Source organism: Anabaenopsis sp. NIES-4685, from assembly GCF_059725405.1.
Map to the genome: position 1 here is coordinate 1,845,232 of NZ_AP043602.1, position 21,765 is coordinate 1,866,996.

The following is a 21,765-nucleotide window of genomic DNA, read 5'->3' on the forward strand; positions in this document are numbered from 1 at the left end:
TGGCAACTATGGGGTATAATTATAATTGTGCTTATTATATCCATAGATATCAATTGCAGATATTTACATACTGAGGTCTTTACGTGAATAAAATTACAATCAATCCTGATTTAGCAAATGTCGATTATACTGACTTACTAACGAAAATCTGCCAAAGCTTAGAGAAAAACCAAATATTCAGAACCGATAACAATCATCAATGGTTAGTGGTGGATATTAATCAAATAGCCGCTGAAATCGCCACTTCACAAGTGAATAGTCCTTTAGGAAATGCTAAGGGAGTACGTGCTGCTACTCTCAATTTTAGCCCTGGTTCTCAAGATAGATTTTCAGAGCAAATAAGTAACATCACTGAATTAGTTATATCCAATTTAACATCCTACTTGAGCAAAAATCTATCTTTAGATAGATTGACATTTGTCACACAACTGATTGCAGATTTGCAGACATTTCGCCAACAACCAACTAAATTTGACCTCGCCTATAATTTCCCACCATCTAACCAATTACAACAACAGCGATTAACAGTTAGAAATAACGACGGACAACACGCACAACTACTCAAAGCGCATAAAGTTAAAATCTCAGTGGACAAACCCAGTAATTTTACCGCCCACTTATTAGAGGGAATTAATAACTTTATAGATATTCAACTTGAGCCTACATCGGAGGAAAAGGATGACCTAGAATATATTTTAGATAACTTAGAGAAAAATGATCAATCAGATATTCACCGCTTAGAAAATCTGGTGAACCAGCAAACATTAGGTAAATTAAAGAAATTAGCCAAAATCAAATATTTAGAATTTCTCTATGAAAATATTGATGACAATGCTAGTGAGAACAACTTGCAAGGTAAAATATATTTACAGGACTTAATCAGAAGATTAAAATTATTAGATGACTATATTAATAATACCAACAAAGCAGACGGGGAATATATAGTTAACTATCAGGGAGTAGAGGTTAATTACCAAAATATGTTTTCTCGGGGTGAAGCATTTGATATGCTTCCCATTATCCCCTTGATTGAGGGTTACCTAGGAGAAACAGAACAGGAAAACCGCGAGAAAGTAGAATTTATTTTTGGGTTAAAGTTGAAATTTGATGGTAAAGTCCAAACCTATGGGGGTAAAACAGTTTTTGAGCGTAATCTTGACATTTTACACCCAGATAGTCAAGAACATCAAGAACAAATCCAAGATGAATCTAGAAAAACGTCATTTGTATATAAGGTATTAAAGATAGCATTTTTATATTACTTTTTATTTGCATCTCGTCAATATCCTAATAATCCCCAGAATGATTTAGAATATAACCCCATTACTAAATGGGAACAATCTGTATTACCAATATTGCAAGGTAGTGATGAAGAAGCTAAAAAACGACTATTTAGAAGCATTATTAATGGGTTTGACAAGTTGGAAGTTAGAGAAAAAATCAAAACTCTCAAGGGAGTTTTAACAAAGCTGATCAAGCGGAAAACTTCCTTCCCTACCAGAGAATATCCCCTACATATTTCTGTCAAGAATAGTATTTTAGAAGCAGATATTAACACTATTGTTGATAGAGATACATTTTTTAAATCTTTGTTACGGGAGAATCCTAAAGACTGTCTTAAATATATCAATTTGGGGGAAGCAACCACAGATAACAGTTTTCTCGTCAGTCTCCCAGCCAAAATGACTATCAGCGAAATCTACTTTTTTGAGACTGATGACAGAGAAACTTTTCAGATGGAATATGACATAAATATAACAGGTCAGGGTATTGGTGTTTTACCGGTAGTATTTGTACCAGCTAGTGATACCGAGTGCTTCAATTTTTGTCAAAAAAACCTATCAAACCGTAACTTGGTAATATTTCCCTATCGTCCAGATCCTAAAAAACCAGAAACTGGGAAACCTCAAACCCAGAAACTAGAGTCCCATCAAGAATTTATTTACAAAATTACCTACAGCTTACTAGCTTACATCTGCTTGTATGTCTTATTAGAAAAAAAATCAAAGTTATTTATTCCCATTTTAAGGATACACCTCAACAACAAGAAAGATGATGCACCCATAGAAAAATTTATAGTTTCCTTGACCGGTGTATTATCCCATTTATTTAATGAACAATATCGGAGTAATTCCCAGGGAATAGATATTAGTGATTTCTCGACCAAGGGTAAATTTAAAATTCCTAATACTTTAAGCGCTTTATATTCTGTATTACCGAAAAAATTCACTTTCCCCCCTGGAGAGGAATTTCAATTTCGGGAACTAGATAAACTAGCAATGATTATAGTTTCTAGTCGCGGTAGTGATAGTAGATGGGGAATGGAAGCAAAAAAATCTAACCTGATGGGGGAAATTATTGATTTCCGAATTCAACCGCAAACTGTGACATTAAGATTATTGAAAACATTTTCCGAAAACTATGATAATCATGAAGATATGTTTTCATATCCTAGCGTGATAGTTGAGAATGTAGATAAACTTTATAAAAAAGGCTACAGACACTTTATTTACATAGCCAAAGTTCCCTACAGCAGCACATTACACATCACTCAAACTAAAAGCGACGAACTATTTTTTATGTCGGAAAATGTCATTAGGGCTTTGACACGAGAAAGGAGTGATATTAAAATTTATCCCATGTTCTTTGATAAATACTACGCGGTCAAAGTTGAAAACAAAATCAAGTCAACATCATTATATATTCAAGATACTGTAGAACTGACACAGTTAGTAGAAGATACTAGCAAGAAGTCAATTGTATTTTTCAATTTGTTTAACGGTATCGCAGTTGCTAAAGATACCAACTATAATGGTGTGATGTCTTACGCAACTTTGCTGAATATTTATCAGGGTGTACTGGATGACAAGGATATTAGAACCGGACTAATTTATCAGGACAGTCACTTAAAAAGGGAGATTTTGCAATGCTTGACTTTGTTTCATTTCTCCCGTTATCAAAAGCACGAAAAATCGGGTAAACTTCAAATCAAGTTAGACCCTTATCAAAACCTGATCGGAGATGAGTCTATTGGTCAACTAGCTTTATTAAAATATAGTCGCGGTAAGGTAGAGTTTAACTCTCTAGCTTTTTTAACTTATGTTAGGGATATACTCGCAAGACCCAAATCAAGCTCTTAGTAGATGTTTGATAATTTTTCAACAAGTAATTTTTATCTTAGGGAACAGGGAACAGGGAACAGGGAACAGGAAGGATTGAGGAATGGGGAATGGGTAACACACCGAACACACCAAAACAATAAAATCCAGTCCCCTCCCCTTACAAGGGGAGGGTTAGGGTGGGGTTAAACAATAGTTGATACACTAATCATGACTTTCTAAACATCCTCTTAATGGGTATGTATGGTTTTTAGTTATATAAGAAAAGGAAATAAATCAATATGACTGCGAACATAGCTGAGGATTTAGGAAGATTATTTGAGGTGGGTTTTAATATTGGTGTTCTCTGCTATATTCAGCAAAAACAAATTAAGCAGAAATTTGGTAATTTATATCGTCATCAATTAGAAAACCTCAAGTTCTCTAAAATTCGACAAAGAATAGTTGATAGGGTATTAAGTACCTTAGAACGAGATATAGCTGAAACCTGGTGTCAATTCTTTGTTCAAAAGGGATTTTTATCGGGGTTAAATTTCTTTAGAGAATATTTGACATCTTTGGGGTATGAAGAATCAGGGAATTACCCACACCTGGAAATTCTCTATTATCAATGCTGTTTTCATGGTGATAACAGTATTGGAACTTATGAAACCGACCAGACCCAGTGGTTTAAAGATGTTCTTTCCCAGTTTGATCAGTTAGAAAATACTGCTGACTATATTCCTAGATATCAGGAAAAAGGTGGTTTTCTGAATGCAGATACTTTATTTTTGCTCAAGTGTCGGCGTAAATATCGGGTTTTATGTCTTGATTTATCAGTATTTTCTGTTCACACTGATGAAGATATCCAAAATATTGATTATGTGGAAGTTATTCGCAACTTGTTGATGCGGGATGTTAACTATGTCCGTTCTAAAAGTGTGTTTTCTAGCTTGAGTGTTGATACTAATTCTTTAGATTTAGACTTCTCCCCCAGTTTAACAGACTATTTCACGGCTTTTAAAGCTAAGGATAAGGAAACCGCTAAGTTAATTCAAGCAGCTGCTTATATTTATAGCTTTGACCAATTTCTCCAAGAAACCGGGATGATATCAGATAGATCGTCAATTGTGTTTAATGCTATTGGTTATAGCGATCGCTCATTCAATACTATATCTATTACACCAGATCAACTCAAGATTTTTGAGACTTGTCATCAAATCTATAAATCACATGACAAAGAAGAACAAATCACCGACGCACGTCGTCGAGTTTTAGATAAAATTAAGCGTAACGCTGGGAGTAGCTTTGACCAAGGTAGGGAGTTTGTCAACTCTCTTGTAAACATCACCCGCGATCGCATCAATATCATACCACCTCACACCGAGAAAATTAGCGACTTTTTTAACTCTGTCGCCCCAGTTCCTCCAGAGTTAATTTCCGACTTAGGTTTGACGGGAAGCTACAACTTTCGTGAAACACATAGTCAACTGATTCAGAAATCTTTGCTTTCTGAGAATACCTATATATTCCTCACCGGAAACCCAGGTATTGGTAAAACCACTGCGATCGTCAATTTTCTCAAACATCATCTAGATGAAGGGTTTCTATTTTTCTATGTCAGTCCCCGCAAACAGGTAAATCTCGACATCATCGAAAAATTCAAGGATAAAGCAACCGGTAATTTAGTAGATGACAGAATCTTGGCGATCAATACTCATACTCACCTGATTCAGGATAACTCTGGTAAATGCTCTGTTGAATATACCTCGAACCTATATCAAGAGGATTTTATTCGAGGAAAAGTTAATTTTCTTAAGAGTCAAAAGGTGGAAAGAGGGGTGAGACGCAGTAACCGACTCGAACACATCACCGATGATACTATTATAGACCGGGGAGAAAAAACCGCAGGTGTTTTAAAGAGTCTTTGTGAAGGACTATATACTACCATTACTCACAAATTATCTGACAACGTTATTGCTACTACTTCCACCCAGTCTTTAAAGAAAACTCAGACTGGAGATACCCTCAAACACCTGGATAAAATATTCAGCGACGCATACAACACTAGGGAAAATAAGGTCTTTCCCCAAAAGATGCAAAATATCTCCCGTCGCATCAAACATCTATTTATCATGATAGACGAAATTACCGGGGATGAGGGAGGGGTGGAGTTTCTCCATGGTATTCATAAACTCATCAATAAATATCAGTTAAATCAACCTGAAAATGGTTTTAACACTAAGGTAATTATTGCAGATGCTTCCATCGTTGATCAAAATGTCATTTGTCAACATCTAGAAAATACTACCCCCGAACCCAATAAAATCTACTTTCGTCAAGCTCTGGAAAATATTCAACCCCTGTCAGTGGTCAATTTGCAGTTTAAAAAATTACCTGCGACCATGATTAACGCTAATTCCTACCCAGCTAAAAGCTTAACTATTAGCTATCAAATTTTTATTGAGTCTTGTAAATTTATCGATCGCGCCCAGTTAAAGGATAAATCTAATTTAGAGCAAAAGCTCTTAGATGTCATTTTCGCCGATATCCAGAATTTATTACAAGATTCTCAGGTGCAACAATTTATAGTATACATCCAAAATAAACCCAAACTAACACAAATTATTGACAAGCTTCAGGAAACCTTGGGTAGGGAGAAGTTCCAGAAAAATACTCATTATATAGAAATACACGCCAATATCTCGGAATTAGAGAAACAACAAATTCAACAGTATCAGGAAAATGTCAAGGTAGTGTTCATGACTGCTTCGGGAAGTCGTGGTTTATCTTTCCCCAAAGCCAAGCACATTTTGGTAGAAATCCCTAAGTTTGAGATTGAAAAAAACCTGATGGAAATCATTCAGGTGATTTACCGCGGTCGGGGAAATGATCATATAGATAACCAAGATAAATACTTGTCCTTCTATTTAGCTGAACGTTCTGTTTATTACCAAGATAACCCTCAATTGTCTTTACAAGAAAGTGTCCTCAGTTTATTAAACCTGCTGTTAATTCTTAAGGCTTCTATGATGACTCGCATATATGGTTATGGTAAAATTGGCAGAAAGAAATATATACTGATTCCTATCGGTGGTAAGTCGGTTTTAGCTGCTGGGGAAACATTTTCTAGTCAGATAGTTAATCTGATCAACCAACTTAAGAAAGAATACCAGATTCATCGGAGTCATGAGTTATTAAAACAAGTCTATACCAGTCTAGAGAAACTCATGGGAGATGGGGATTTTGTGGTTGAAAAAACTACGGAAGAAAGTTATTTAAAATTACAGAAGTCTTTTAAGGAGCAATTTTTGCAATTAGCTAATAGTTTTGATCAACTACTAGATGTTCCTCCTTTAGAGTTAGGTTATATTAACGGTGGTTTGCTCATAGTACCTACTAATAACATCCAAGAATCTTATCAAATGAAATTCCTGGATATAGAAAAGTATGCTCATGGAGAATTATGGGATAATCTCAAACTAATTAGTAAAAATCCCATTTATCCGGAAAACTTAAGATTTGCAACTCAAGACGCAATTGAACTAGTCGAGAAATTAAAAAAAGCGCCACCCAAGACACAAAACTTCACACAAACCAGTGAATATAGTGACCAATATTATGTCTTACCCTTACTTGCATTTATTAGTGGAGAAGTGATGAGTCAATATTTTGCTGAGGAACCAGAAGAACCAGAAGACCTGCGTTTCCGTGATATTCTATTTACATACCTTCGTTCGTTATACCCGGTCACTAACATCTTACCTATAGGTCATAATTATCAAGAATTTCCCTTTTTAGTCTTTAGAAGTTATGCCTTAGCAGAAATGAGACAAAAACTGTTCACAGAAAAATATCTACTCCACTCCCGGGAACTGAATGTATTAAACCTGATCCTCGCGCAAAAAAATTGATTAAATACTACATCATTGTAAACAACTAATAGCTACTAACAAACCTCGAGCTTTATTCAAGGTCTCCTGATATTCCTTCTGTGGGTCAGAATCAGCCACTAGACCCGCACCCGCCTGGACGGTTACAGTATGATTATGCAATACCATCGTGCGAATCGCGATCGCAGTATTCAATTGTCCCTCAAAATCGTAATAACCATAGACCCCAGAATAAACACCCCGACGACATGGTTCTAACTCGTGGATAATTTCCATGGCTCGGATTTTCGGCGCACCGCTGACAGTACCCGCTGGGAAACAGGCCTTGAGTAAGTCCCAGGCGCTTTTATCTGGTGATAACTTACCCACCACATTACTCACAATGTGCATCACGTGGGAATAACGCTCTACCACCATTAACTCATCAACTCTCACGCTTCCACTTTCACACACACGCCCTAAGTCGTTACGACCTAGGTCAACCAACATCACGTGTTCCGCTGTTTCCTTGGGATCTTGCAGTAAATCTGTAGCTAAAGCTGCATCTTCCTGTGGGGTTTTACCTCTCGGACGCGTCCCAGCTATGGGTCTGACTGTAGCTACTACCCCACCCGCTCCATCGGCTTGGGCTTTTACCATCACCTCCGGACTGGAACCGATAATTTGCCAGTCTTGGAAATTAAAGAAAGCCATGTAGGGGGAAGGATTAATTTGGCGCAGGGAGCGATAAAGGGCAAAGGGATCACCTTTATATTTTGTCGATAACCTCTGGGATATGACGACTTGAAATATGTCTCCTGCCTTTATGTATTCCTTCGCTTTTTCTACACTATCACAGAATTCCTCCTGTGTCAAGTTGCTAGTATATTCTTCTATCCCTCCCCCATCCTTGCTGCCCGGCGGTGTCCATTCTAACATTGTTTCTTGGGGCGACACAGGGCGGGATAACTGAGAGAGCATCTGTGTGACGCGATCGCACGCTTGTTCATAAGCCTGCCATAAATTCACATTTTGATCACGTAAATCAGCATAGGCGATCGCCCAAACTTTCCGTTTCACCTGGTCAAAAATTAACAAGTGGTCTACCTGCATCCACAATCCATCAGGTATATTACGCTCATCTTGTGGATGAATAGGTACACGTGGTTCTATCCACCGAATCAACTCATAACCCCAAAAGCCAAACAGTCCGCCAATTCCTGGGGGGAGTTGGGGTAAAGTCACTGGTTTATAGGTGCCAAACATTGAGCCAAAGCTGCAAACGGGTCTCCTGTAAACACAACTTGGGAACCATCCCGATGTGTTTGAGTAGTCGTGTCACCCCGGGCGGACAAAATCCACAGGGGATTACAACCGAGTAAACTATAACGGCCGATGTTTTCGCCCCCTTCTACTGATTCCAACAAAAAGCTATAAGGCTGACCGGCGCAGACTTTATACCAAGCAGATACTGGGGTATCGAGGTCTGCTACCCATTCTTGATACACTGGGACAAAATTACCTTGTAAAGCTAGTTCAGAAAAATCAGAGAAATCAGGGAACATCATAAATGGATTTAGAGAGTGGTGAGCACAGGAGGAGAGGGGATGGGGAGAAACAATTCCATTACTCCCCTCATCCCCAATACCTAGCTTCTAGACATCGTGGGTAGCTTTACCACTGAACTTAAGTTTAGCGGGACTGGGATTTTCCCCAATGCTGCGTGGTACATGACGCACCTTTTCGCGCCCGGCGTTAACTTTTTCTGGGAACACACCATCAGCTGGGTGAATGAAGGTGGTTTCCCCATTTGGTAAAATCCGGTAAATTTTGTAGTCTGTGATTTTGAATTTCCGGAGTTGACCGCCCAAGGCAATGCCATGTTCTTTACGAGCTATATATAGCAGGTTTTCGCCTTTGCGCATAGTAGCAGCGCCACCGGTAGGCATTTCAAAAACTTGCTCTTTAGGGCTAGTCCAAGTGATAGCGTACTTTTCTTCCTCTACTGCTTTTTGGAGTAAGCCACCAGTGCTACCACCAAATAGGGGGGTTTGTCCAGAAAGTTTTTCTGCCATAAAAAATATCTCTCTCAACGGTTTTTAGGGAATCGTAACACCGCTGACCCGATCATATTGCGATCGCGTCATAGACTGTAACAGTTTTTAGTCTTATAAATTACTCTTGGCTTTCCTGCGCTGTTGTTCTTGACTGATGTGGGCAATGGGAACAGTGAAATGAAACTGACTACCCTGGTCTTTACCATTGGATTTTGCCCAAATTTCCCCGCCCCAGCCATTGACAATTTGGCGGCTAATTGCTAGTCCCAAACCAGTACCCCCCGCAGTACGTCGCATAGCACCTTCTTCTTGATAAAACCGGTCAAAAACGATTTCTAGACGATTGGGTTCAATACCCCGCCCAGTGTCAGCCACTGTCACCTCAACTAGATCATTGCTTTTCTGAGTGGCTGTAATCGTAATCGTTCCTGGAGATAGAGTAAATTTACAAGCGTTATCGATTAGTTTAGCTATCACCTCCACCAGCCAATCACCGTCAGCTCTGACTAAGGGCAGATTTGGGTCTATTTGAGTTTGGATTTTGGGCGGCGGTTCTGTGGCGGAACGGCTGCGTAGTCGGCTGAGAGCTAAATCTACACATTCCTGTAAGGTCAGGGCTTCTGGATGCCATTCTACCCGCCCGCTTTCTAGGTTGGAAAGGGTGAGGAAATCTTGCACTAGTTTTCGCATTCTTTCTGAGTCCGACAGCGCAGTATTGAGCATCACTTGCTGCAACTCTAAAGGCATATCCGGCTCACTAGCCAGACTTTCTAAGCATACCTGAATTGTGGATAGGGGCGTGCGCAGTTCGTGTCCGGTAATCGCTATTAAGTTGCTGCGGGTGCGGTCTAGGGCTTCTAGCTGCTGGTTTAGCTCTTCAAGATTGGCGTAGGCTTCGGCTTGGATTAATGCTGCTCCCATTTGGGTGGCGACGGCTTTTACTAAGTCTTGCTCTCCCGATTGCCACTGGTGTGGTGGTAAGCCACAATAGTGTAATTCTACAATCCCTAACAACCTCCCCTGAAATAATACTGGTTCCATTAACCAAGAACGAATGGCGAATTTTTCGGCAATTTCACGCAGTTTATGCGAATTAATCACCCGACTATCACTCAGGGTATTATGTACACACACTCCCTCGCCCTTTTCTACTACTTCTTGAAATAAAGGATTCTCCCTTAACTGCCAAATTTCCCCAACTACAGGTAAAATTCCCGGAATTAAAAACTCATGTTTAATATCCGCCTGTGCATCTGTAGCTTGTGCACGATAAATTAAGCACCTACTAGCCACTAATTGTTCCCCTAGTTCCTGTGCCGCTACTTGTAGCACTTCGTGGGGATCGAGCGATCGCCTAATCGCTGTACTAATGGAGTTGACTAAACGTTCTTTTCGTGATTGGGCAGTAATGGAACGATAGGCTTTGTGTAATTTGTACTGACTAGCTTGTAGATAAGTCACCAACCGCTGGACAAAGGGGTCAGTATCTATGTCACAAGCATATTCAGCTGTTTGTAAGAGGGAATAATTTTTCTGTGACCCAATCCCAAACCTCTGGCGGGCTTGTTGAATTTTTTCTTCCAGGTCTGGTCTATAAACTATAATCCTGTCTAATAGCAATTCCGCTGCTTTCAGGCTCACCCCCCGTTCTGATGTCCAGATTCCCTCAAACCGGCGCGCCGTATCCATATCTAGATTAGAGCTAAATTCCGGTGTTTGCTGGTTTTTGGCAATGGAACCCAGGCTCTCCCTGCACACTAAACAAGTAGCATAGTTATCAGCAATTACCACCAAGTGCCATTCTTGACTTAAGGCATCTTCGGCTTCAAATACTACCTGCTCATAAGATTGGGAACTATTGGTAAATTCCGTTTCCCGTGCGGATAAAACATATATTTGATTACTACCCATAGCTAAACGCTGATAGCGATGAGCTTCTTGGCGATAGTATCGCTCACGTTGGAAGCTAGCAATTACCAATGGTTGCTCTAAATTCCCCGCTAACACCTGATCTTCCATCGCGTGAGAAAGCGCTGTTAATGAAGCCTTGAAATATAGCTGGGGTCGCAGGTGGGGTATTGACTGTAGCAGCTCACTCAGCACAGATGACGAAATGCTCATGAATATCGTTAAGGAAAAGCCCAATCACAAAAAAAGATTCACTTCATAGCTGCATTGTACAAATTACAACGGATTCTCAAATGCTGCTCACCGTTAGAATCTGTAAAGAATCTTGAAGTCGAAAATTATCGGGTATTACGCCCAATATACATTCAACACACAGATCTGCTATCGGCTGGAGCCGCTGTTTATTTAGCTAAAATTCCCCATCAAAACAAATTTTCAGCTAAAAAACTACCCACTATTGTAGATGATTTTGGGCTGAGATCCCCAATACATCCTTCGCCAGTGGTAACTTGACTATCTTAGCTAAGTATATCCTGCTATTAGGTCACCATGGGGTTTGACGCGGTGCTAAATGGCTGAAAATTCCCGCTTTTCCTCCTTGACTTTATATATGAAAAATATACTCTGGTAAAGATTTCTGTTTTGTCTGGCCTTGAATTGACCCTAGCTCAAGGAACTTTGCCTCATGACACCGGATATACTCACCACCGCGGCACAAATTTCTCTGGATGGCAAAACTTTTGCTCCCGCAGAACAATTACCTCTACCGGAATGGCCTTGTGTTGTCAGTGAAAGACCACAACCTACTCTCACGGTTAAAGATGATGATCTATTTCTGGTGACGGATACCATCGGTAATATTTCTGGCTGTTCCCTCAGCGATGGTAACCCTAATGTGGGACTATTTTGCTCGGATACCCGGTTTCTCAGTCGTCTGGAGTTGCAAATTCAAGGGCGATCGCCTATCCTCCTGGGTAGTAGTGCCGAAAAAGGGTTTTCTGTCTCTGTACTGTGTACTAACCCCAATATTGACCAACACCTGAAAGCTGAAACCGTAGGGATTCGCCGGGAACTTGTGTTAAATGGGGCGTTATTTGAGGAAATTGAAATATCTAATTACAGTACCACAAATGTCAGCTTTGAATTAAGTATCAGCTTTGATGCAGATTTTGTGGATCTATTTGAAGTTCGGGGCGCCGAAAGAGAAAAACGGGGTAAGATATTACACTTAATACAATCAACATCCCCAGACGCTGCACCTCTTACCAGTCATGGCCTTTCCTCTGTACATCCACCAAAAGAAAAATCTTTGACTTTAGCCTATCAAGGTGTGGATGGCTTATTAATGGAATCCCGCATCCAATTCCAGTATCGTCAGCCGGATGATTTCCAGGGTTATACTGCTATCTGGCGGTTAGATTTAGCCTCCCATGAAACCCAAAAGTTAGGTTACCGGGTGAATATGTTCACCGATAATCAGCCCAGTTCTACAGTCAGTGCTGCTTTGACTTTAGTCCAAGCTAAGGCCGCTGAGTTGATGGAAGAGCAACAATGGATACAGGAAATTACCAAAATTAGATCGGATAAAACCATCTTTAATCGTATCATTGAGCGGGCAGAACAAGATATGTATCTGTTACGCCAATCTTTTGGTAACTATAAGACTGTTTCCGCCGGTGTCCCCTGGTTCTCCGCTTTGTTTGGGCGAGATTCCTTGATTACAGCTTCCCAAACCTTGATGTTAAACCCCCAAATTGCTCGGGAAACTTTGATGATACTGGCATCATATCAAGGTAAAACTCAGGATGACTGGCGGGAAGAAGAACCAGGCAAAATTTTACATGAGTTGAGGTTTGGGGAAATGGCTCGCTGTCAAGAAATCCCCCATACACCCTATTACGGTACGGTTGATGCTACCCCTCTGTGGTTGATGTTGTATGCTGAATACTATACCTGGACTCATGATCAAGAAACACTTGACAAACTTTGGCCCCATGCTCTTTTAGCTATGGATTGGATTGATCACCATCTCCAGGAAACTGGCTATTTGACCTACTACCGTAAATCTCCACGGGGTCTAACTAACCAAGGTTGGAAAGATTCTGGCGACTGTATCGTAGACCATAAGGGTGAACTCGCTCCCGGACCAATTGCTTTAAGTGAGGTCCAGGCTTATGTTTATGCAGCTAAAATTAATCTGGCAGAAATTGCTCAGATCATGAAGCGACCAGACTTAGCAGAACGCTGGTTGGATGAGGCTAGACACCTAAAAGCCCGTTTTAATCAAGATTTTTGGCTCAAAGACCAGGATTTCTGCGCCCTGGCTCTGGATGGGGAGGGAAACCAGGTTCAAAGTATCACATCTAACCCCGGACACTGTCTAAAATTGGGTATTTTTACCCCGGATAAGGCCTACAGTGTGGCGGAACGATTGCGCGCTCCAGATATGTTTAATGGTTGGGGTATTCGCACTCTCAGCAGTTTGTCCCCCGCTTATAATCCTATGGGTTATCACATCGGCTCGGTTTGGCCCTCATGATAATTCTCTCATTGCTATGGGATTGCGATCGCTCGGTTTAATTGACCAAGCTTTAGAAGTTTTCCAAGGTTTGTTTGATATGACTAACCACCAAGCATATCAACGCCCCCCAGAACTATTCTGCGGTTACGAACGTAATGGTGACCATGCTCCTGTACAGTATCCTGTCGCTTGTACACCACAAGCATGGGCGACTGGTTCTATTTTTCAACTGCTGCAAATGGTAGTTAATCTAGTCCCTGATGCTCAAAATAACTGCTTGCGCATTATTCACCCCACTTTACCAGAATCTATTAATTCTCTGTCATTCCATAACTTGCGCGTTGGTGCTACTATCCTTGATTTAGAATTTGAGCGCTCTGGTACTACTACCGCTTGTCGCGTTGTCAAAAAACGCGGTAATCTCCGGGTGGTTATTGAAGCCTAACTAGGAAATAACTTACAAATTTTTAGGGGTTGAGCCATGCTCAACCCCCACTACTACCCCCAGAAAATTAACTTTCTTCTTGACGATCAATTTTTTGCCCAGGAGAAGATTCATAAATCGCATCTAACTGTTGACGCGCATCCTCAACGTTGACTGAACGCATGACTAACAAGGGTTCTTTAATTAGGTTACCGGCGTTATCTAAGAGTTCTGGATGGGGAACAAATTGTTTTCTCGAAGATAGGTATCCTGGATTATCCATTGGGGAATATTTAGCTGCATCAACTCGCTCTCGATCAAAACTAAACATAATTAAGTTGCGGATTAAGTTCGCAACGGCTATGACAGCTAGAATTGTAAAAGCCAGAATGTAAAGTAAGTGTAACATTGGGTTTTCCTCCAAGAGCAGCAAATTTTAAAACTTTATTCGGTAGTGCTTTACTTCGCCTGTATTCTCTATCCGAGCGAATACAAATATGTCACGCAGGTTTGGTGCGCTTATACTTTTATGAAAAAAATTGTTAATCTCTATTTAACCTAGAGTAGCATGGGATACATTTTTTGTTAATGAAAATAATATTAAGGATTTTGTATCTTCTATGCGACTTGTATAGTTATACTGTCTTGCCAGGTTCAGATTTTTGGTGTCTGACGCCACCGCATTGATACATTCCAGCATTCACCGAGCAGTTGATGCCAAGGCATTAAGGTTTTCATCTCAATACCGACTTGCCCTTCTGTGGCTGTAAATAGCATCCTGGCTACGTTTAGTTCATCTTGCGCTTGCTTGACTCGCAAGAGTAAATTAGATTGCTCTTCGTGACTCATAAATGTCAATTGCTCGGTTTCTAGCAATTCGTGCGATCGCGCGAACCAATAGTTAAAGTCCTCAAGTAAAGGCTCTAATATCGTTTTCAGCAGATCCGCCTGTGGTAAATTCGAGTCTCCCATAGATAAAAAGTATATTTCTAACTTCTCTCATAATATTAACATTTTTTACAAAAATTAACATTTCCTGAAATGATATTCTCAGATAGATCATGGAAAAAATCTGTAATCATCAGTTCTGTGAACTATAATTACAATGGCCGCCAGCCCCTTGGTGCTGCAGACTCCTAAACCTCATCAACTGTAGTTGCTGAGAACAGGTAATTAAAGTCTTTATATTTGAAGCAGCACTTTCTAGTGCTGTATGCTTCTGGAATACTGATTAATTATCTAAAATTATATTTTTACAATCACGTCGCTCATGGTTCAGCAACCGATGTCGCTAAAATCATCTCTCACTCCGTCAGAACAACCTGAAAAAATTTATTTACCCCGGACCAGTGAATCAGAAAAATTAAAGAAGATTCGCCACACCGCTTCCCATGTCATGGCCATGGCGGTACAAAAGCTGTTTCCTAAAGCACAAGTGACAATTGGACCGTGGATTGAAAACGGTTTTTACTACGACTTCGATAGTCCAGAACCATTTAGCGAAAATGATTTAAAAGCCATCAAAAAAGAGATGGTGAAAATTATTAACCGCAAATTACCTGTAATTCGCGAACAAGTCAGTCGCGAACAAGCTAAAGAACGAATAGAGCAAATCCAAGAACCTTACAAACTAGAAATCCTGGCAGATATTAAAGAAGAACCCATTACAATTTATCATCTGGGTGATGAATGGTGGGATTTGTGCGCTGGTCCTCATGTGGAAAATACTGGCGAATTAAACCCCAAAGCTATAGAATTGGAAAGTGTGGCCGGGGCTTATTGGCGTGGAGATGAAACCAAGGCACAGTTACAACGCATCTATGCTACTGCGTGGGAAACCCCCGAACAATTAGCTGAGTATAAGCGGCGCAAGGAAGAAGCACTCCGGCGAGACCATCGTAAACTAGGTAAGGAACTGGGATTATTTATATTTTCCGAACAGGTAGGGCCGGGTTTACCTTTGTGGACACCTAAAGGTACTTTGTTACGCAGTACATTAGAAGATTTCCTCAAGCAAGAACAGCTCAAACGGGGTTATTTACCTGTGGTTACACCCCATATTGCTAGGGTAGATTTATTTAAGACTTCGGGACATTGGCAAAAGTATAAGGAAGATATGTTTCCCCTGATGTCTGATGATGAGTCAGCAGCAGCACTAGAACAAGGCTTCGTCCTCAAGCCTATGAATTGTCCCTTTCATATCCAAATATACAAAAGTGAATTACGTTCATACCGGGAATTACCGATAAGGTTAGCAGAGTTTGGCACGGTTTACCGCTATGAACAATCAGGAGAATTGGGCGGTTTAACAAGGGTGCGCGGTTTTACTGTGGATGATTCACACCTGTTTGTCACCCCTGAACAGTTAGATAGTGAATTCCTCAATGTGGTAGATTTGATTCTGTCAGTGTTTAAGAGTCTACAACTGAAGAATTTTAAGGCTAGACTTAGTTTTCGTGACCCAGCTAGTGATAAGTATATCGGCTCTAATGAGGTTTGGGAGCAAGCCGAAGGGGCAATTCGCCGCGCTGTGGAAAAGTTGGGTATGGAATACTTTGAGGGAATCGGCGAAGCAGCGTTTTATGGTCCTAAGTTAGATTTTATCTTTAGTGATGCCTTGGAACGAGAATGGCAATTAGGCACTGTTCAGGTAGATTACAATTTACCAGAACGCTTTGATTTAGAATATGTGGCTGAAGATGGTTCCCGTAAACGTCCTGTGATGATTCACCGTGCGCCTTTTGGTTCCCTGGAACGCTTGATTGGGATTTTAATTGAAGAGTACGCTGGGGATTTCCCCTTGTGGTTAGCTCCTGTACAAGCTCGATTGTTACCAGTGGGTGAGGCACAACTTGATTTTAGCAAAGAAGTGGCGGCGAAAATGCTGGCGGCGGGTATCCGGGTTGAAGTCGATACCAGTGGCGATCGCCTGGGTAAGTTAATCCGCAATGCTGAGAAAGCCAAAGTACCAGTAATGGCTGTAGTGGGAGCTAAAGAAGTTGAATCTCATAGCTTGAGTATCCGTACCCGCGCTTCTGGGGAGTTGGGGGCTATACCTGTGGATGAGGTGGTGGATAAAATGAAGAATGCGATCGCTAAGTTCGAGAACTTCTAACCATCATCGACTAGGCTCTGCCTAGTCTAACCACCTCTGTAAATCAGCTATGCTGCTAAAATCAAGCAATGCTTCCCCCAGATTCTCTAATTCTTCTAAAGGTAAAGTTTCCACACTCTGGCGCACATCTTCGGGTAATTCCCCCACCTTGCGAGTTAATAGTCGCAGGACTAGGGATCTTTCCCTTTGTATTCCCTCTTCTCGACCTTCTTCCTTAATTTCTCGGTAAACTTGCGTTTCTTTGAGTGTGATTCCTAGCATGGTTTCAACCTCCCTTCGGCTTAATTTTTCAAACCTGTACACCATAATTGTAGTTACTAATTCAATTATGGTACGACTGGCGGTTTCTGACTGCTCATAAGTGGAACGCTCTAGTAAATACCTAGCTTCAGATGGTGCTTGTTCTGGCTCTATAGTTGTTAGTACCATCAATGCTACCCATAGGGGTAATTGGCGAATATTCCCCAATTCCTCTAAATATACTCGATGCACTTGGTGACTATTGAGCAACCCACGATGGGGATAAATATTACTTTGTTCAATACTGCGTGAAGGGTAAATTATCACTGCTTGCCAATCCCTAAATCTCTCCCGGTTACGGTAGAAATATAATAAGGATTCTGCAAATACTCTCTCATAGAGTTTCTCGTCTTTTTGAAATTGTACCTCACAGAAATACACTACACCCGGATTTTCATTGTCTGGTGGTAAAAATACCCCGTCAATTTCAAATTTAGGTTCTTTGACAGCTACCGAATCAAAGCGATATTTTTCCGCATTGACTGGCGGATTTGTCAATAGTTCAAATAGTAAACTTGGGAATTGTTGAAATAGTTGGTAAAATATGGAATCTCGGCGCATAAAAGATATTCCTACATGAGCGCCATGATCACAGACTGCTTAAGGGCGATCGCTGAGTTTTTTACATCTTAACCCCTCAGGGCTGCTAACCATGACTGTAAATGATCCAGATTTTCTCAAAGTGATCACTAACTGCGATAATTTTAGTTCCCTGGTGAATCTTTGGTAATATATTAAGTCTTGTAAAGCATACTTTTGCCCAATTAGCAAGACTCTTGAACAAATCAACCCTTTACATGAGATGCTAGTGGATTGATTGGGTGAGTATTTGCAAATGTCTGTTATTTCTACTATCACTGTTAAGGTTCCCGCTACAACTGCCAATTTAGGCCCCGGTTTTGACTGTATTGGTGCAGCCTTAACCCTATACAACAAGTTCACTTTTACTCCTCTAGAAGGGGGTGAATTCATCATTGCTGTTACAGGTGCAGAAGCTGAACGGGTACAAACCGATACCAATAATCTACTGTATCAGGCCTTTGTTAAGTGCTATGAATATATAGGACAAACACCGCCACCAGTAAAAATGGCAATTGAGCTAGGTGTACCTTTGGCTAGGGGTTTGGGTAGTTCAGCGACAGCCATTGTCGGGGGTTTAGTGGGTGCTAATCAGTTGGCGGGTGCGCCTTTGAGTCAGTTAGAAGTAATGAAATTAGCGATCGCTATGGAGGGACATCCTGATAATGTCGTCCCGGCTCTGTTGGGGGGATGTCGTCTGGCGGCTACCAGTGCCGATGGTTGGGAAATTTGCGATATTCCTTGGCATAGTGATATTATACCAGTGGTGGCGATTCCTGATTTTGAGCTTTCTACTAGTGAAGCCCGTCAAGTTCTACCGACTGAATTTAGCCGTGCAGATGCAATTTTTAATACTGCCCATTTAGGGTTATTATTGCGCGGTTTGCAAACTGGTCAGGGAGAATGGTTAAGAGCAGCTTTACAAGATAGATTACATCAGCCTTATCGTCAAGCTTTGATTCCCGGTTACGATGCTGTTAAGGGTGCGGCTTTGGCTGCTGGTGCTTATGGGATGGTGATTAGTGGTGCTGGGCCGACATTGTTGGCTTTGGTAGATAGGTTACATTCCCAGTCTGTAGAAGCGGCAATGTTATCAGCTTGGCAGTCGGTAGGAATTATAGCAGTTGTGCGATCGCTTTCTCTAGATACTCAAGGCGCAAGCTACCAAGGATAAACTCCAATGATTGACCAAATTCATACAGAAATCACCACTCTGAATTCACAAATTCAAGCGCTCCAGCAAGAACGGGCTACCTTGACTATTAATAATGTATTATCTAGCAAGAGTGATTCACCCTCAGCTATGGTGGAAGCTTGTCGCCGCCAAGCACGAGAAAATCCCCAATTATCTGTGGAACTCAAGGGTATAGATGATGCGATCGCCGCCCTGGAATTACAGCTAGAATACAAACAAGCTGAGTTACAACGTTGCCGAAATAAATCTCAACAACTTACCCCACAGCAGGAGTTAGAAGCAGCTAGAAAGGTAGCTCAGGTTCATGCTGAACGCATTAATCAGCTAGCTGGGGAATTAGCCACAGAAATCCGTCAGCTGAAATCTTGCACTGATTACTTAAGTCCTTTGTATTGGCAGGTGTACTACAAGCCTTTTATTACTGGTTTTAAGACTATCTCAGTTCCCCATGTCCGCTCAGATGGGGAAGTCTGGACAATTGTCAATCGGATTGTGTAAAGTCGCTTGTTTCCATTTAACAATCATATTCTAACTTAAAAAGGTGGCTTCAGCCGCCTTTTTTATTAAATGTTGTGTTGACGTTACAAAAATTTACAACTAGAATTGTTTTGGCAAATATTCAGTAAGTATTTATTCCTATAACTTGCTGAAAGTGCCAGTATTAGGGATCAATAACATTTACAAAACTACAAATTCCTTAATATAATTAAATCAAAAGCAAAAAGGTAAATTGATTGTCGGAAGTGATGAATGCTATTGAATTTCCGTGGCTGTCAGCCATAATTTTATTGCCCTTGGTGGCTGCCTTAGCCATACCCTTAATCCCAGATAAAGAAGGCAAAACAGTACGCTGGTATGGTTTGGGAGTTGCCCTAGCCGACTTTGCCCTAATGATTTATGCCTTTTGGTACAGCTACGACTTTCAAAACCCCACACTACAACTGGTAGAAAAATATTCTTGGATACCACAGTTAGGTTTAAATTGGTCAGTGGGGGTTGATGGTCTATCCATGCCCCTGGTGTTGTTAACAGGCTTAATTAACACTCTGGCAATCTTCGCGGCCTGGAAAGTCACAAACAAGCCGCGCTTGTTTTATGCTTTGATGTTAGTAATGTACAGCGCCCAACTAGGGGTATTTGTCGCCCAAGACTTGCTGTTATTCTTCCTCATGTGGGAAATAGAGTTAGTACCTGTGTACCTGCTAATTGCCATCTGGGGAGGTCCCAAGCGTCGTTATGCAGCCACCAAGTTTATTATTTACACAGCCGCCGCATCAATATTTATCTTAGTCGCCGGTTTTGCCATGGCATTCTCAGGTGATACCGTCACCTTCGACATCGCCACACTGGGAATGAAGCAATACCCTAAAGCTCTAGAACTGTTAACCTATGCAGGTTTCCTCATTGCCTTTGGTGTCAAGATGCCAATTTTCCCCCTACATACTTGGCTACCTGATGCCCACGGTGAAGCCTCTGCACCTGGTTCTATGATTTTAGCTGGTGTGTTATTAAAAATGGGCGGTTATGCACTCATCCGCTTCAATGTGGAAATGTTACCTAATGCCCATGTTTATTTTGCCCCAGTTTTAGCAATATTAGGTGTAGTAAATATTGTGTACGGTGCTTGCTGTGCCTTTGCCCAAACAAATCTCAAACGCCGCTTGGCTTACTCTTCCATTGCCCACATGGGATTTGTATTAATTGGGATAGCCTCTTACACAGAAATTGGTATTAGCGGTGCTGTGCTGCAAATGGTTTCTCACGGATTGATAGCCGCTAGCTTGTTCTTCTTATCCGGTGTCACTTACGAACGTACCCACACCTTAATGATGGACAAAATGGGCGGTATAGCTAAGGTTATGCCTAGAACCTTCGCAGTGTTTACCATTGGGGCTATGGCTTCTCTGGCTTTACCCGGTATGAGTGGCTTTGTGGGTGAATTGATGGTGTTCCTGGGTATTACTTCCAGCGACGTTTACAGTTCCAGCTTCAAAATTGTAGTTATCCTGTTATCAGCCGTTGGCGTAATTTTAACTCCAATTTATTTACTATCCATGCTGCGCCAAGTTTTCTACGGCCAGCAAAGTGAAGAATTACATCTAGATGCTGTTATCCCTGATATCAAACCCCGGGAACTATTTATTACCGCCTGTTTGATGGTTCCCATCATCGGTATTGGTCTATATCCTAAATTGGCTACCCAGACTTATGATGTCAAAACAGTGGAAGTAGCAGCCCATGCGCGTCAAGTTCTGCCGGTTTTCGCTCGTCAGCAACCGGTAAGTCTGTGCTCACGTCTCTTCACTGCCCCAACCCTAGCTTCATCTGAAGTTGATACTTTAGTTAATATCTCAGAGTAAATATCGTACCCACCAAGGGTGTTGCCAGTAAATTTTAAATATGAGGGGAAATAGGGTGGTGTTATAGCCGCCCTGAATTTTTTTATATGCTAATATAACCAGCCCACATGTTATTGATGTAATATGATCACTAATTTACCTATAATCAGAGAAATTATACCAGTAGTATTGCAACTGCCCACTGCAATTACCATGACCGACGATCAATTTTATGAATTTTGTCAGCTTCAGAGGCTGTCTGTCTAAAGTTATAGATACTTGTTTTTATAATTTCTATTTTGGCCTTTTGCAGTATCTTGAATCTGAACGGTTTGAAGCTTCAAGGAGTATGTCTAA

The 21,765-nt window shown here is 41.0% G+C and carries 13 protein-coding genes and 1 pseudogene; 8 read left to right on the plus strand and 6 right to left on the minus strand.

The features are described from left to right. Positions 1–83: 83 nt before the first annotated feature. Both AC6IZ0_RS08120 and AC6IZ0_RS08125 read left to right on the plus strand, forming a co-directional pair. On the plus strand, positions 84–3,140 hold the full coding sequence (locus tag AC6IZ0_RS08120) for a hypothetical protein (RefSeq protein WP_497725740.1): 3,057 nt from the start codon (positions 84–86) through the stop codon (positions 3,138–3,140). 260 nt (positions 3,141–3,400) lie between these two features. Beyond that, complete coding sequence (locus AC6IZ0_RS08125; RefSeq protein ID WP_497725741.1) at positions 3,401–7,012, plus strand: helicase-related protein; 3,612 nt, start codon at positions 3,401–3,403, stop codon at positions 7,010–7,012. A 12-nt stretch (positions 7,013–7,024) separates the two neighbouring features. Here the strand turns inward: AC6IZ0_RS08125 and trpE are convergent. From trpE to AC6IZ0_RS08140, 3 genes and pseudogenes are all read right to left on the minus strand, one after another. Further along, a pseudogene (trpE, locus tag AC6IZ0_RS08130) lies at positions 7,025–8,538 on the minus strand (anthranilate synthase component I). 87 nt (positions 8,539–8,625) lie between these two features. Continuing rightward, complete coding sequence (locus AC6IZ0_RS08135; protein ID WP_271733846.1) at positions 8,626–9,045, minus strand: photosystem I reaction center subunit II PsaD; 420 nt, start codon at positions 9,043–9,045, stop codon at positions 8,626–8,628. A gap of 93 nt (positions 9,046–9,138) precedes the next feature. Beyond that, on the minus strand, positions 9,139–11,148 hold the full coding sequence (locus AC6IZ0_RS08140) for a DICT sensory domain-containing protein (RefSeq protein WP_497725742.1): 2,010 nt from the start codon (positions 11,146–11,148) through the stop codon (positions 9,139–9,141). A gap of 472 nt (positions 11,149–11,620) precedes the next feature. Here AC6IZ0_RS08140 and AC6IZ0_RS08145 point away from each other — a divergent pair, with 472 nt between their 5' ends. Both AC6IZ0_RS08145 and AC6IZ0_RS08150 read left to right on the plus strand, forming a co-directional pair. Continuing rightward, the gene (locus tag AC6IZ0_RS08145; RefSeq protein WP_497725743.1) at positions 11,621–13,474 is read left to right on the plus strand and encodes an amylo-alpha-1,6-glucosidase; all 1,854 of its coding nucleotides are present in this window, start codon (positions 11,621–11,623) and stop codon (positions 13,472–13,474) included. A gap of 16 nt (positions 13,475–13,490) precedes the next feature. Further along, positions 13,491–13,901 carry a hypothetical protein gene (locus AC6IZ0_RS08150; protein ID WP_497725745.1) on the plus strand — a complete coding sequence of 137 codons (411 nt, stop codon included), beginning with the start codon at positions 13,491–13,493 and terminating at the stop codon, positions 13,899–13,901. Between the two features lie 67 nt (positions 13,902–13,968). Here AC6IZ0_RS08150 and AC6IZ0_RS08155 read toward each other — a convergent pair whose 3' ends face one another. Together AC6IZ0_RS08155 and AC6IZ0_RS08160 are read right to left on the minus strand one after the other, a co-directional pair. Then, complete coding sequence (locus tag AC6IZ0_RS08155) at positions 13,969–14,289, minus strand: DUF2973 domain-containing protein (RefSeq protein ID WP_271733843.1); 321 nt, start codon at positions 14,287–14,289, stop codon at positions 13,969–13,971. 245 nt (positions 14,290–14,534) lie between these two features. Continuing rightward, positions 14,535–14,852 carry a DUF2605 domain-containing protein gene (locus AC6IZ0_RS08160; RefSeq protein WP_271733842.1) on the minus strand — a complete coding sequence of 106 codons (318 nt, stop codon included), beginning with the start codon at positions 14,850–14,852 and terminating at the stop codon, positions 14,535–14,537. 298 nt (positions 14,853–15,150) lie between these two features. Here AC6IZ0_RS08160 and thrS point away from each other — a divergent pair, with 298 nt between their 5' ends. Continuing rightward, positions 15,151–16,995 carry a threonine--tRNA ligase gene (gene thrS / locus AC6IZ0_RS08165; RefSeq protein ID WP_497725746.1) on the plus strand — a complete coding sequence of 615 codons (1,845 nt, stop codon included), beginning with the start codon at positions 15,151–15,153 and terminating at the stop codon, positions 16,993–16,995. 21 nt (positions 16,996–17,016) lie between these two features. Here thrS and AC6IZ0_RS08170 read toward each other — a convergent pair whose 3' ends face one another. After that, a complete protein-coding gene (locus AC6IZ0_RS08170; protein ID WP_497725747.1) occupies positions 17,017–17,856 on the minus strand; it encodes an Rpn family recombination-promoting nuclease/putative transposase in 840 nt (279 codons plus the stop codon). A gap of 274 nt (positions 17,857–18,130) precedes the next feature. Here AC6IZ0_RS08170 and thrB point away from each other — a divergent pair, with 274 nt between their 5' ends. The 3 genes from thrB to AC6IZ0_RS08185 all read left to right on the plus strand — a co-directional run bounded on the left by thrB (position 18,131) and on the right by AC6IZ0_RS08185 (position 21,429). Beyond that, on the plus strand, positions 18,131–19,048 hold the full coding sequence (gene thrB, locus AC6IZ0_RS08175) for a homoserine kinase (protein ID WP_497725748.1): 918 nt from the start codon (positions 18,131–18,133) through the stop codon (positions 19,046–19,048). A 6-nt stretch (positions 19,049–19,054) separates the two neighbouring features. Next, entirely contained in the window at positions 19,055–19,567 is a 513-nt protein-coding gene (locus AC6IZ0_RS08180) for a hypothetical protein (RefSeq protein ID WP_271733838.1), read from the plus strand. A gap of 248 nt (positions 19,568–19,815) precedes the next feature. Further along, positions 19,816–21,429, plus strand: coding sequence for an NAD(P)H-quinone oxidoreductase subunit 4 (locus tag AC6IZ0_RS08185; protein WP_497725749.1), 1,614 nt, complete (start codon positions 19,816–19,818; stop codon positions 21,427–21,429). Positions 21,430–21,765: the final 336 nt, after the last annotated feature.